General features: G+C 69.0%; 11 protein-coding genes and 1 pseudogene. 3 read left to right on the top strand and 9 right to left on the bottom strand.

Translation table 11 applies throughout. The features are described from left to right. Positions 1-63: 63 nt before the first annotated feature. The 4 genes and pseudogenes from AB3X08_RS01475 to AB3X08_RS01460 form a co-directional block, all read right to left on the bottom strand. A pseudogene (locus tag AB3X08_RS01475) lies at positions 64-1,977 on the bottom strand (alpha/beta hydrolase family protein). Positions 1,978-2,348: 371 nt separating this feature from the next. Next, the gene (locus AB3X08_RS01470) at positions 2,349-2,507 is read right to left on the bottom strand and encodes a DUF1328 domain-containing protein (RefSeq protein WP_003468167.1); all 159 of its coding nucleotides are present in this window, start codon (positions 2,505-2,507) and stop codon (positions 2,349-2,351) included. A gap of 62 nt (positions 2,508-2,569) precedes the next feature. Then, on the bottom strand, positions 2,570-3,580 hold the full coding sequence (oleD, locus tag AB3X08_RS01465; RefSeq protein WP_369935747.1) for a 2-alkyl-3-oxoalkanoate reductase: 1,011 nt from the start codon (positions 3,578-3,580) through the stop codon (positions 2,570-2,572). Next, entirely contained in the window at positions 3,577-3,708 is a 132-nt protein-coding gene (locus tag AB3X08_RS01460) for a hypothetical protein (RefSeq protein WP_369935745.1), read from the bottom strand. Before AB3X08_RS01460 ends, oleD begins: the two co-directional genes overlap by 4 nt. 67 nt (positions 3,709-3,775) lie before the next feature. Here AB3X08_RS01460 and AB3X08_RS01455 point away from each other — a divergent pair, with 67 nt between their 5' ends. Then, positions 3,776-4,891: a serine hydrolase domain-containing protein gene (locus tag AB3X08_RS01455; RefSeq protein WP_369935744.1), complete on the top strand. Its 1,116-nt coding sequence runs from the start codon at positions 3,776-3,778 to the stop codon at positions 4,889-4,891. Here AB3X08_RS01455 and AB3X08_RS01450 read toward each other — a convergent pair. From AB3X08_RS01450 to AB3X08_RS01440, 3 genes are all read right to left on the bottom strand, one after another. After that, positions 4,875-6,449: a winged helix-turn-helix domain-containing protein gene (locus tag AB3X08_RS01450; protein WP_369935742.1), complete on the bottom strand. Its 1,575-nt coding sequence runs from the start codon at positions 6,447-6,449 to the stop codon at positions 4,875-4,877. The genes AB3X08_RS01455 and AB3X08_RS01450 overlap by 17 nt on opposite strands. 10 nt (positions 6,450-6,459) lie before the next feature. After that, entirely contained in the window at positions 6,460-8,127 is a 1,668-nt protein-coding gene (gene oleC, locus AB3X08_RS01445) for an olefin beta-lactone synthetase (RefSeq protein ID WP_369935740.1), read from the bottom strand. Between the two features lie 88 nt (positions 8,128-8,215). Beyond that, positions 8,216-8,815: a short chain dehydrogenase gene (locus AB3X08_RS01440; protein WP_369935739.1), complete on the bottom strand. Its 600-nt coding sequence runs from the start codon at positions 8,813-8,815 to the stop codon at positions 8,216-8,218. Between the two features lie 100 nt (positions 8,816-8,915). On the opposite strand from AB3X08_RS01440, the gene AB3X08_RS01435 reads away from it, so the two are divergent. Both AB3X08_RS01435 and AB3X08_RS01430 read left to right on the top strand, forming a co-directional pair. Beyond that, the gene (locus AB3X08_RS01435) at positions 8,916-9,812 is read left to right on the top strand and encodes a LysR family transcriptional regulator (RefSeq protein WP_369935737.1); all 897 of its coding nucleotides are present in this window, start codon (positions 8,916-8,918) and stop codon (positions 9,810-9,812) included. Between the two features lie 105 nt (positions 9,813-9,917). Continuing rightward, positions 9,918-10,304 carry a YkgJ family cysteine cluster protein gene (locus AB3X08_RS01430; protein WP_369935735.1) on the top strand — a complete coding sequence of 129 codons (387 nt, stop codon included), beginning with the start codon at positions 9,918-9,920 and terminating at the stop codon, positions 10,302-10,304. A gap of 40 nt (positions 10,305-10,344) precedes the next feature. Here the strand turns inward: AB3X08_RS01430 and AB3X08_RS01425 are convergent, their stop codons facing one another. Further along, positions 10,345-11,247, bottom strand: coding sequence for an alpha/beta fold hydrolase (locus AB3X08_RS01425; RefSeq protein WP_369935733.1), 903 nt, complete (start codon positions 11,245-11,247; stop codon positions 10,345-10,347). A gap of 103 nt (positions 11,248-11,350) precedes the next feature. Continuing rightward, on the bottom strand, positions 11,351-12,523 hold the full coding sequence (locus AB3X08_RS01420; RefSeq protein ID WP_369935732.1) for a Fic family protein: 1,173 nt from the start codon (positions 12,521-12,523) through the stop codon (positions 11,351-11,353). Positions 12,524-12,643: the final 120 nt, after the last annotated feature.

Genomic DNA, 12,643 nt, shown 5'->3' with positions numbered 1-12,643 from the left:
GAGCATTCTAGCGGCAGACACGTCGCCGCACCGCGCCAGCGGCAGACTGTGAAGCGTGCCGTGCTACTGCGCCTGCGCGCCCCCCAGGTGTTTGCTCAGGAACGCCAGCAACTGCGTGTAGTAGGCGCGCCGGTGCGGCTCGGTGTAGAAGCCATGACCCTCGTTGGGGAAGTACAGCGACTCCACGGGCGTACCGGCTTTCTTCAGCGCCTTTTCCATGCGCTCGGTGTGCTGGATCGGCGCACGCTCGTCCTTGCCGCCTGCGGCCAGGAACACCGGAATGCGGATGCGATCGGCCAGATTGACCGGCGAGCGCTCGGCCAGTGTGCTGCGTTCGCCGAGCCAGTCGCCGGCCCAGTTCTTTGCCCAGCGCGCGCGCCTGGCCTGGTCTCGGTACATCGTCTCCAGGTCGTATACGCCGACGTAGCCGGCGGCACAGCGGTACAGGGCCGGTTCCTTGGCTGCGCCCATCAATGCCGCGTAAGCGCCGTAGCTGGCGCCATAGATGCAGACGCGCGAGGCATCGGCGATACCCTGCGCGGCCGCCCAGCGCGTGGCATCGGTCAGGTCGTCCTGCATGCGGCCACCCCATTCCTTCGCCCCAGCCTGGGTGAAGGCACGGCCATAGTTGCCCGAACCGCGGTAATTGACCCGCAGCACCGCATAGCCCGCGGCAGCGAGCAACTGCGCGTCGTCGTCGAAATCCCAGCCATCGAACACGCCGAACGGGCCGCCGTGCGGCAGCAGCACCATCGGCAAGGGCTTGCCCGCGTCGGCATGCAACGGCAGGGTGAGATAGCCGTGCAGCGGCAAGCCGTCCCTGGCCTTGAAGCTGACCTCGCGGCTGGACGGGACCTGCTCGGGCACGAACCACTCGCGCCGGCTGAACACGCGCTTGGCCTGCTTGTCCACGGTGTCGTACAGGAAATAATCGCCGTTGTTGCGGTCGCTCCAGACGTACAGCAGCACCAGCCGGCGATCGGCCGTTGCCGACGTGATGAATACCGCATCGCCGTTGAACGCCTTTTCCAGCGACCGATACAGGCGCGAGGTCGGCGCGTTGTCGTCGAAGAAGCGGTTGCGCACCCGGTCGCTCATGAACGACACGCCGATCGGGGTCTTGCCGTCCAGGTCGCGCAACACGCGGTAAGGGTCGACTTGCTCGTCGCGCAGCAAGGGCGAATAGCGATCGGTCGCCGGATCCCAGACACCACCGCGTCTGGGCCGCTGGCCTGTTCCACCTGCAGATAGGCGAACTTGTCGTCGCTGGAGAACCCCAGCGGATAGGCGCGGTGGAAGCTGGCGGTTTCGTCGTTGATCAGCCGCCACGGCGTGTCGTTGTCGTCGCGGTAGTAGAGCTTGCTGGAATTGCGCTGTCGGCCCCATTGGCGAAACGCACGCGTCCGGCGTGGTCGGCGACGAAATCCGCACGCGGCACCGGCGCGTCGCCACCTGTATGCGGCGATGGTTGTAGATGTCCAACTTGTCGACGTGGATGGTCGGATCGCTGGACTGCTCGATCACCGACACCAGCACGTAGCGCGGATCCTGTGCCAGCGTATCGAGCATGAACACCGAGGGATCCAGGCTCGCCTTGAACGTGGCCGCATTGACGGCATCATTCAACCCGTAGGGGCTGGCAAGCAGACGCGGATTCTTTCCGTCGGCATCAATGGCGTGCAGTTGGCCGATCGCCATGGGTTCATCGCGCGTGCCGAAGCGCTCGGCCATGGACACCACGATGCGCTCATCGTTGGCCCACCAGAAATCGTCCACCGCCGAGTCGGCGCCACCAATGATCTTGGCGGAGAGCTGCTTGTCCCTGCGGCGAACCACCAGCAGCGCGGTGCGATCCTCCATCGGCTGGGTGATGGCGTAGTAATCGCCGGTCGGTGAGATCTTGACCCGCTCGAACTGGTCGCGTTTCAGATACGGCGTCAGATCCAGCGGCGGCGGCTCGGCCTGCGCGCACGCCATGAAGGCCAGCGCAAGGCCGGCCACGAACGTCCAACGTCGCATCGATTGTTTCCCCTGTCCCCTGAGCGGCTTTATGTTGGCAAGCTCCGGGGGCGCGGTCCATCCCCCGACGACACAGCACGTTCGCCGCGGAGCGAGGGCCAGCGGGATGAGCTACCGCGCGCTGATCACCCGACTGATCGAGCTGGCGCTGGAACGCCACGCCCTGGATGCGGCGCTGCGCAGCGCGGTAGGCGTTGCCGGGATCGAGCGAATGGGACAACGGCTACGACGCAATGGCGTACGGTGCCAGCAACACGCGCAAACACGAACGGCCCGCCGCGCCGGATATTCCGGTGCGGCGGGCCGTTCGGGATGCAGCGCGCGGGTGACTACACCTTGCCGCGACGGAACATCGAGATCACGGCCAGGATCAGGAACACCACGAACAGGATCCAGGCGATGTTGGTCGCGGCGCCGGCGATGCCGCTGAAGCCAAGCACGGCCGCGATAATGGCGATAACGAAGAAGATGATGGCGTAATGCAGCATGGCAAGGTCCAGAAGTTGTCGTGCCGAATCGGCGCGCAGGTATCTTCGGAAACCGCCGGTCGTCAGGAAGTGACGGAAGTGTCGCGGCGCCATGATGACGCCAGACGCTGCAGGCCCTGCTCGATCGAGACCTGCGGCACGTAGCCGAAATCGCGCCGCGCCGGTTCCATGCTGTACCAATGCGGCGTGCACAGCTGCTCCGCCAGAAAGCGGGTCAGCGGCGGCTCGCCGCGCAGGCGCAACAGCGGCCACAGCGTTTCGCAGGCGGCGCCGATGCGATAGGCGGCCTTGAACGACAGAGTCTTGGTCACCGGCGGCGCGCCGACCGCGGCCAGCAGCTTGTTCAGCAACTCGCGCATCGGCAGCGGCTCGCCGTTGGAAATGAAGTACGCCTTGCCGGCGCAGGCTGCGCCGACGCTCAGATGCTCGAACGCGTCGAAGTGCGCCTGCGCGGCATTGTCGATGAAGGTGGAATCGACCCGGTTGTCGCCGCCGCCGACCAGGCGCACGCGGCCGGCCTGCGCACGCGCCACCAGCTTGGGCAGGATCTGGTTGTCGCCTGGCCCCCAGATCAGCCGCGGCCGCAGCGCCACCACCGCCAGCTGCGCATCGTTGGCGGCGAGCACCGCGCGCTCGGCGATGGCCTTGGTCGCCGCGTACGGCGCCTGGAAGTTCTCGCCATACGGCACCTGGTCCGCGCCCAGACCTTCCACCGGATGCGTGGCGCGATGGGTCACGCTCGGCGTGGAGGTGTAGATCAAACGGCCCACGCCGTGCGCGCGGCAGGCGGCCAGCACGTTCTCGGTGCCGACCACGTTGGGCTGGTAATAGCTGTCGTAGCTGCCCCAGGCACCGGCCTTGGCCGCGTTGTGGAACACCGCCTCGGCGCCGGCCACGGCATGGTGCAGCGCCTGCGCATCGGTCAGGTCGCCGCGCACCTGGGCCACACCCAGCGCCTGCAGCTGCGGATAGTGGCCGCGGTTGTAGCTGGTCACCTCATGCCCGCGCGCGACCAGGCCGCGGCACAACGCCTGGCCCAGGAATCCACCGCCGCCCGTCACCACTATCTTCATCGCGCCGCACCGATCGCATCAGGCCGCACACGATAGCCGGGGTCGCCGGGGAAGGCGATCCGCGCGGCGGCCGGCGATGCCAGCCGCATTCCAAACCGTTGATCTTGCAGGACTTCATAAATCTTCATCGTGGCATCAGGCACTTCATTCACGGTGCTGGCGCAGTGCGCGGACCGCATCCTTCGGAGTCCCACCATGTCGCGCCTTCCGTCCCTGCTGTGCACTTTGTTCGTCCTCGCCGCGCCTGCCGCCACCGCGCCTGCCGCCACCGCGCCGCCGGCGCTCGACGACGGCTGGAACGTCGCCGATGCCGGGGCCACGGGCTGGAACATGGCCACGCTCGCGGCGCTGGAGCAGGCCATCGCCGACGGCAAGGCGCCGAACACCAGCAGCGTGCTGATCGTGCGCGACGGCGCGCTGGTCTACGAACGCTACTTCGGCGGTGCCGACCGGCAGACCCTGCACGACACCCGCTCGGCGACCAAGAGCATCACCGCGATGCTGGTGGGCGCGGCGATCGAGCGCGGCCGCCTGCCCGGCGCGCAGGCCAAGGTCTTTGACGCCTTCGGCGATCGCCAGTGGCAGCAGCAGGATCCGCGCAAGCGGGCGATCACCGTCGAAGACCTGCTGACGATGAGCTCGCAACTGGAATGCGACGACGACAACGCGTTCTCCAGCGGCAACGAGGAACGCATGTACGTCAGCGCCGACTGGACCCAGTTCGCGCTGGACCTGCCGATCAAGGGCTACGCGCCGTGGATGCGCCGTCCCGAGGCCAGCCCGCACGGCCGCGCGTTTTCCTACTGCACCGCCGGCAGCTTCCTGCTCGGCGCGCTGGTGGAGAAAGCCACCGGCCAGCGCCTGGAAGACTTCGCCGCAAAGGTGTTGGAGCGGCCGCTCGGTATCACCGACGTCCATTGGGGTCGCTCCGCCGAGGGCGTGGGCATGGGCGGCGGCGGCACCCGCTACCGCAGCCGCGACCTGGCCAAGTTCGGCCAGTTGCTGCTCGATCAGGGCCGCTGGCATGGCCGGCAGGTGCTGCCGGCGGACTGGGTGCGGGCGATGACCACGGTGCACGCGCAAGCGCGCGAGGACGCCGACTACGGCTATCTGCTGTGGCGCTTCCGCTTCCCGGTGCGCGGCGTGGAACGCGGGGTGTGGGCGATGTCCGGCAACGGCGGCAACTATGTGTTCGTGCTGCCCGAGGAACGCCTGGTGATGGTGATCACCCGCAGCGCCTACAACATGCCGAAGATGCATCCGCAGTCGCAAGCGCTGCTCGCCGACTACGTGCTCAAGGCATTGCCGTAGCCGCGCCGGTTTCCTGCGACAGCAGGCCGGCGCGGCGCACCAGTGCGCGCTGCGCGATGATGTCGGCCTGGTTGCGCGCCAGCAACGTGGCGAAGCCGGCCTGCGTGCGCAGCGGTGCCAGCAGCGGCGACACCCGCAGGTAGGCCGCATCGCGATACCCGGCGGCCTGTGCGCGGCGCAACGCCTCCAGCGCGGCGGCGGGGTCGCCGGCCAGTTGCAGCAGCAGCGCCGCATCCAGCCCATCGAGCGGGTCGGCGCCGCGCGCGAGGCTGCGCAACAGGTCATGCGCCCGCGCGCGCAGCACCGGCGCGGCAGGCCGTGGCTGCGCGTCCAGCGTCCACGCCACGGTCTGTCCCAGGCTGCCGTGCGGGCGCAGGCGCAGCGCCTGCAGGCTGGCCTGGCGCGCGCGCGCCGCATCGCCCTGCGCCAACGCCAGTTCCGCCTGCAGCAGGTACAGCCCGGCGTAGTCGGTGCCGCGTCCCAGCGCCTCGTCCAATGCCGCCTGCGCCTCGGCGTTGCGGCCATGCGCGAACAGGAAACTCGGCCAGGCCAGGTTGGAGTAGGCGCTGTCCGGATACAGCTGGAAGCTGTCGCGATAGCGCGCTTCGGCGGCGCTGACATAGCCGAGCAGGTTGAGGTTGCTGGCGATCTGGATCGGCAGGAAGCGCACCCGCGCCGGATCGCGCACCTGCAGGTTGGCGGCCAAGGCCTGCGCCAATTGCCCCTTGCGCTCGTACAGGTACGCCGCCGAGCCGCGCACCGCATCGGCGCCGGGGTCCAGCTGCAGCGCGCGCTCGTAGGCGGCCAGCGCCGCCGCATACTCGCCGCTGCAATCGTGCGCGTAGCCGAGCGCGGCATGCGCCGCAGCCAGCTGCGGCCGCGCCGCGATCACCTGCGCCGCCAGGCGCCGCGCCAGCGCGACGTACTGCGCATCGCCGCCGTACTGGCACACGCGCGCGCTGTAGGCGCGGCTGAGCCCGAGCAACGCGCGTGGCTCGTCGGGCACTTGCTGCAGGCGCTGCCGGTACAGCGCGATCGCGCGTTCGTTGTCGTCGCGCTGGCCGATGCCGGCGTAATACTCGGCGCGTTGCAGCAGCGGCGCCGCAGCTTCCTGTGGCGGCACAGACCGTGGCCACGCCAGCATCGCCAACGTCCCAATACCGAGGACCATGACTGCCGCGATCGCGATGCCGCGCCAACGCCGGCGTCGCGGCGCCGGTGGAGCTTCGCCGTCGCTGTCTTCGTCAGTGCGCACCGGTGCGCATAACTGATAGCCCTGGCCGCGCACCGAACGCAGGTAGCGCGGCTGCCGCGAGGCATCGCCCAGCGCCTGCCGCAACAGGCGCACGCGCTGGGTCACGGTCTCCTCGTTGACCAGCGCCGGCGCCCATACCTGCGCGATCAGTTCGTCGAAGCCGACCACGCGCTGGCCCTGTTGCAGCAGGTAATGCAGCAGGCGGAAACTCAGCCCGCCCAGTTCCAGCGCCACCCCGTCGCGTTCGACCCGCTGCCGCGCCACGTCGATGCGCAGGTCGTCCAGCCGGTAGCGCTCGCCCATCGCCGCGACCTCAGCGCACCCGGTCCTTGGCCCACAGCACCAGTTTCTCGCGGCCGATCTTGGCGTTGTGGCGGATGTCCACCGGAAAGCCCTGATGGCGCAGGAAATCGGCGATGCCGGCGGTGTGCGCGTGCGCGGCGGCGGTTGCGCGCAGTTGCTGTTCCAGTTCCTCCAACTCCAGTTGGCTCCACATCCAGGTGTCGTCATCCAGTTCGTAGCACAGCACCGGACGCTGCCTGCCGGCCTCGCCGATCCCGACCAGCGCGCTGCGCTTTACCCCATGCAGCGTATTGAAGATCGGTTCGATCTGTTCGGTGTACAGCGGCCCCTGCGCGGTCTCCACGCGCTGGGTCTTGCGCCCGCAGAACCACAGCCGGCCCTGCGCGTCGAAGTAGCCGACGTCGCCCATGCGATGCACGATGCGCTCGCTGCCGTCGTCCAGGCGCTCGCGGATCTTGGCGATGCGCGTGGCCGCATCGCGGTTGAAATAGGTGTCGGTGGTGGTCGGCCCGGCCACGGTGATCTCGCCGACCGTGCCCGCCGGCAGCTCGCGTACGCCCGACCACTCGGGGATCGCCGCATCGTCGATGGCGATGATGCGCACCACGTTCGGCGCCACCACCGCGCCGACGCAGGTGCCGGCACCGGTTTCGGTGGCCGCGCGCGTGCCCTGCAGTTCGCGGCCCTCGATCGCCGCTACCGGCAGGCACTCGGTGGCGCCGTACGGCGTCCACAGCTTGCCATCCTCCGGCAGCAGGCTGCAGATCTTGGCGACGATGTCCGGCGGTACCGGCGCACCGGCCGAGGTCGCGCAGCGCACGTTCGGCAACGGCCGGCCGTAGTCGGCCAGCACCCGCATCAGCGCCGGCGAACCGAACAGCTGGGTCACCCCGAAGCGGTCGATCGCCTCATGCAGCTTGCGCGGATCGGCGCTGGCCGGACGCGTCGGGTCCATGTCCGGGATCACCGAGGTCAGCCCCAGCGCCGGATCGAACAGCGCGAACGGCGGGAACGTCGGCAGATCGACGCCGCCGGGCTGCATGCCGAACGCGTTGCGCATCAGCTCGATCTGGCCGACGAAATGGCGGTGCCGGTAGACCACCCCCTTGGGCACGCCGGTGGAGCCGCTGGTGAACAGGATCGCGGCCACGTCGTCGGCCGCCGTGTCGGCCAGCTGGCTGCCGGCGCCATGGCCGGCACGCTCGATCCGCGCCAGCGTAGTGCCGCCCCAGGCCCAGCGCCGGCCCACGGTGACAATGCGCCGCGCCGAGCGCGCCCAACCCAGCAGCCGCCGCGCCAGCTGCGCCAGCGGGATGCCGATGAACGCCTCCGGCTGCGCCTCGTCCAGGCACTGCTTGAGCGCGCGCCTGTCGATGCCCGGATCCACCAGCACCGGCACCGCACCGGCCTTGAACAGCGCGAACATCAGCAGGAAGAATTCCGGCGACGGCCGCACCATCACCACCGTGCGCGTGCCGCGGCCGATACCGTAGCCGCCCAAGCCGGCGGCGATCGCGTCGCTGCGCGCATCCAGCTGCGCATAGCTCAAGGTCACGTCGTAGGCGGCCAGGCCATCGGCGCCACGGCGGCCCGGGCAGCGGATGGCGATCTGGTCGGGGCGCTCGCGCGCCAACGGCGGCAGCGTCGCGGCGATGTTGCAGATGGAGGGCGTGGTCATCGGCCGATTATCGCCGATGGCGCCGGCCATGCCGCCGCGCATTCCATCCGTTGCCGAGCCGGTCCAGTCCGGCAATGGACGACACGCCCTAGACGACCCGCAACGTGCGCCCGCTCTGGATTCCGGACACGCTGCGCCGGTACGCCAGCGCAGCGCGCGCGGCGCTGACGCTCTCGAATCCCGGGAAGAACGCCGCGTACTGTTCGGCCGATTCGTTCAGCACGGTCGGGCTGACCACGTTGATGCGGCGGCCGCCGCGCAGCTCGCACGCGGCCGCGCGCACGAAGCCCTGCAGCGCGGTGTTGACCGTGGTGGCGTTGCTGCCGCCACGGATCGGCTCGTCGGCGACGATGCCGCCGGTCAGCGTGATCGAACCGCCTTCGTTGAGATGGTGCTGGCCGAGCAGCGCCAGCCGCACCTGGCCCAGCAGCTTGTGCTGCAGTCCCAGCGCGAACTGTGCCGGCTGCAGCGTGGCCAGTTCGCCGAAGTGCAGCTCGCCGCTGGCCGAGACGATCGCGTCCACCGGCCCCAGCGCGGCGAACAGCGCCTGCACGCTGGCGTCGTCGGTGATGTCCACGGTGTACGCGCCGCGCGTGTGGCCGACCGCGATCACCTCGTGGTCGCGCCCCAGTTCCTGCACCACGGCCCGGCCCAGGGTGCCGGTTCCGCCGATGACGATCGCCTTCATGCCGCTGCTCCTGCTGATGTGAGGACGCCAGTCTGGCCGCGTACCGGGCGGCGAAAAATGGCGCAGAATTTCCGGCACTGCAAACCCAGGGTTCGCAATCGTGGACAAGCTGCGCAGCATCGAAGTCTTCACTGCCGCCGTGGACGCCGGCAGCTTCAGCGCTGCCGCGCGCCGGCTGGACATCAGTGCGGTGATGGTCGGCAAGCTGGTGCGGCAGCTCGAGACCCATCTGGGCGCACGGCTGCTGGAACGCAGCACCCGCCGCCAGGGCCTGACCGATGCCGGCCGCCGTTTCTACGAAGAGGGCAAGCGCGTGCTGGAACAGCTGCGCTGGGCCGAAAGCGCAGTCGAGCGCCTGGCCGCCTCGCCGAGCGGGCTGCTGCGGATCAGTGCCGCCACCACGCTGGGCGAATGCGTGATCGCCGCGGCGGTGGCCGAGTATCAGGCGCAGTTCCCGCAGGTGCGCATCGAACTGGAACTAAGCAACAGCGTGGTCGACCTGATCGAGGACGGCATCGACCTGGCGATCCGGGCCGGCGCGCTCGATCCCGCGCTGGACCTGGTGGCGCGACCGCTGGGCCATTACCGCATGACGATCTGCGCCGCGCCGGCCTACCTGGCGCGCCACGGCGTGCCGGCCACGCCCGCCGACCTGGCCGCACACCGCTGCCTCGGTCACGCCGCCTGGAACCCGCGTTCGGCGTGGCGGCTGGCCGCGTCCGGCGCCACAGCGAGCTGGCCCACCGAGACCGCCCTGCGCTGCAACAGCAGCGCCGCGCTGCGCCAGGCCGCCTTGCACGGCGCTGGACTGCTGTTGCAGCCGCAGGTGTTGGTGGCCGAGGATCTGGCCGCCGGACGCCTGGTCGGCGTGCTCGAGGCCTATCTGCCGGCCAGCCGCCCGGTCCACGCGCTGTACCGACAGGACCGCCAGCCGCTGCCCAAACTCGCCAGTTTCCTCGCCTTCCTGGAGCAGCATGCGGCGCCCAGGCTGGCCTGATCCGCACGAAACGCGGCCGCCTGAACGCCGCGGCGCTTGCAGCGCACGCCGGTTCGGTCAGAATGCCGCGCCCCCACCGCTGTTTGCCGCGCAAGGCCGGCTGCCATGGCACATCCCTGCCTCACCTGCGGCGCCTGCTGCGCCTACTTCCGCGTCAGCTTCCACTGGAGCGAAGCCGATCCCGAGCTGGGCGGCAGGGTCCCGTTCGAGCTCACCGAGCCGTTGCGCACCCACGAACGGGTGATGCGCGGCACCTCGCAGGCGCAGCCGCGCTGCGTGGCGCTGGACGCCGACATCGGCCGCTACAGCCGCTGCAGCATCCACGACCGCCGCCCCTCGGTCTGCGCGGCGGTGCCGGCCTCGCTGGAATTCGGCGAACGCAGCGCGCAATGCGACAAGTCGCGGCTGGCGCATGGCCTGCACGCGTTGACCGCAAGCGACTGGATCGGCGTCGGCGACGCCGAGCGCAATCCGCTGCCGGACGAGACCTGAGCTGCCGGCACGCCGCAACGCTGCGGCAGCGCGCATCGGCCTAGAGCGGATGCGCGTCCAGGAACGTGCGGATCGCCGGCACCAGCACTTCGTGCTTGTCTTCCAGCACGTAGTGGTTGGCATCCTCGAACGCCATCACCTCGGCCTGCGGCAACGCCTGGCGGAAACCGGCCAGGAAGTGATGGTCGAAGCAGATGTCGCGCAGACCCCAGGCGATGAACGCCGGGCGGTCGGCGAACGATGGCAGTGCCTGCGCCGAGCGCTCCAGCAGCGGCCAGGCCTTGTCGGCCGGCGACAGCGGGATGTCCTGCATGAAGCGGATCGTGGAGATGCGGTTGGCCCAACTGTCGTACGGCGCCACGTAGGCGCGGCGCACGGCGGCGGGCATGCGCCGCGACACGCCCAGCCACGACGCGCCGGAAGAGAACGCGTTGAAGGTGCGGATGAACCACTCGCCCGGACCCCAGTGCCGGCCCATCGCGATCTGCCACGGCATCGGCTTGGCCGCCGGCAACGGGAACGCAGCGGTGTTGGTGATCACCAGCCGCTTGACCTGCGCATGGTGCGACAGCGCCCAGCCGAAACCGATCATGCCGCCCCAGTCGTGCACCGCCAGCGTCACCGGGCCGTCGATGCCCAGGTGCCGCAGCAGCGCGTCGAGATCCTCCACGCGCGACTGCAGGGTGTAGTCGTAGCCAGGCTGCGCGCCCGGCGCGTCGTCCGGCTTGTCCGACAGCCCCATGCCGATGTGGTCGGGCACGATGCAACGGTAACGGTCCGACAGCCCGGTCACCAGATGCCGCCACAAGTAGCTCCACGACGGATTGCCGTGCAGCATCACGACCACCTCGCCGTCGCGCGGGCCTTCGTCGAGGTAGGACATGTGCAGCCCCGGGCGGACCTGGAAACGCTGCGGGGTGAAGGGGTAGCCGGGGTAGTTCATGCGGGTCGACCAAGGAAAAGGAGGAAATGAAGCGAAGCATGTGCAGCGGCGTCGCGGCCAAGGCATGCGGACGGCACGTCTGCATAAATGGGCGCAGATACGTTCATAGCGGCTGCGCACCTTCGCTGAGGATGTCCAGGTACGCCTGATAGGCGAAGACGCGATGCCGCTGCTGGCCGGTGAGTTCGTTGACGATCGTCAGTTCCTGCAGGGTCCGGATGGCCGCGCGGATCGTCGGTGCGCTCAACGCCAGATGCGGTTGCACCTGCGGCACGCCAAGCAGCACCCTGCGCGCGAATTGCTCGAACACCAGTCCGACATTGCCGGCACGCGTGCCCAGGCCGGCGATGCGCGCGCGATCTTGCGCCAATAGCGCCAGCAAACGCTGCGCGGTGCTGACCGCTTGCTGCGCCGTATCCGCGACGCCGTCGAGGAAGAAGCTCAGCCATCCTTCCCAGTCCCCCTCGGTGCGCACGGCGTTGAGGCGCTCGTAGTACTGGGCGCGATGCCGCTTGAAGAACAGGCTCAGATACAGACTCGGTTCGCGCAGCACGCCTTCATTGCACAGGATCAATGCGATCAGCAACCGCCCCAGCCGGCCGTTGCCATCGCTGAAAGGATGGATCGTCTCGAACTGCACATGCGCCAATGCCGCCTTGACCAATGGCGACACGTCGCTGGCTGGCGCATGCAGGAAGCGTTCGAATGCATCCAGCACCGTCTCCAGGGCATCGGGCGGCGGCGGCACGAAGTGCGCCAGCGCCGGTGAGGCACCGCCAATCCAGACCTGCCCTGCACGGAACTCGCCGGGCCGCTTGCCAGCGCCGCGCCCGCCCCGCAACAGCAAGGCGTGCATTTCCCGGATCAAGCGCAAGGACAGCGGGAAGTCGTCCTGGCGCAAACGCCTGAGCCCATGGTTCAGCGCAGCGACGTAGTTGGATACCTCCTCCACGTCGTCCAGCGGCACGCCCGGCGCCTCGTCCAACTCGAACAGCAGCAGGTCCGACAACGACGACTGCGTGCCCTCGATCTGCGAGGACAACAGCGCTTCCTTGCGCACGTAGTGATAGAGGAACAGTTCCGGATCCGGCAGCATCAAGGTGATGCCATCCAGCCGACCCAGAGCCTGGTCCGCCCGCTCCTTGCGGGCGATCAATTCCGGCGCAGCCAGGTCCAGCGGCGGCGAGGGCGGCAGTGGATCGGGGACGAACGCTTGGTAACGACTCCCGGCCAGCGAACCGGAAACGTAATGGCCGGTGGCACGGCGGGGAGGCATCGGCTTTCCTTACAGCCACCGAACGCGGCCATTAGGAAAGAAAACTATCAATAATTTTCCCAAAACGCCAGGTTGGCCCTGACAAGGAAAATTATCGGTCCCTTTCGCGCACTGCCACCG

Source organism: Xanthomonas sp. DAR 34887, from assembly GCF_041245805.1.
Taxonomy (GTDB): Bacteria; Pseudomonadota; Gammaproteobacteria; order Xanthomonadales; family Xanthomonadaceae; genus Xanthomonas_A; species Xanthomonas_A tesorieronis.
The sequence above is the reverse complement of the archived record's forward strand: the minus strand, read 5'-3'. Positions and strand labels throughout refer to the sequence as shown.

Coding starts and splice junctions, on each gene's coding strand:
- AB3X08_RS01470 (WP_003468167.1), bottom strand. CDS start 2,507: ATGCTGCATTACGCCATCATCTTCTTCGTTATCGCCATTATCGCGGCC.
- oleD (WP_369935747.1), bottom strand. CDS start 3,580: ATGAAGATAGTGGTGACGGGCGGCGGTGGATTCCTGGGCCAGGCGTTG.
- AB3X08_RS01460 (WP_369935745.1), bottom strand. CDS start 3,708: ATGAAGATTTATGAAGTCCTGCAAGATCAACGGTTTGGAATGCGGCTG.
- AB3X08_RS01455 (WP_369935744.1), top strand. CDS start 3,776: ATGTCGCGCCTTCCGTCCCTGCTGTGCACTTTGTTCGTCCTCGCCGCG.
- AB3X08_RS01450 (WP_369935742.1), bottom strand. CDS start 6,449: ATGGGCGAGCGCTACCGGCTGGACGACCTGCGCATCGACGTGGCGCGG.
- oleC (WP_369935740.1), bottom strand. CDS start 8,127: ATGACCACGCCCTCCATCTGCAACATCGCCGCGACGCTGCCGCCGTTG.
- AB3X08_RS01440 (WP_369935739.1), bottom strand. CDS start 8,815: ATGAAGGCGATCGTCATCGGCGGAACCGGCACCCTGGGCCGGGCCGTG.
- AB3X08_RS01430 (WP_369935735.1), top strand. CDS start 9,918: ATGGCACATCCCTGCCTCACCTGCGGCGCCTGCTGCGCCTACTTCCGC.
- AB3X08_RS01425 (WP_369935733.1), bottom strand. CDS start 11,247: ATGAACTACCCCGGCTACCCCTTCACCCCGCAGCGTTTCCAGGTCCGC.
- AB3X08_RS01420 (WP_369935732.1), bottom strand. CDS start 12,523: ATGCCTCCCCGCCGTGCCACCGGCCATTACGTTTCCGGTTCGCTGGCC.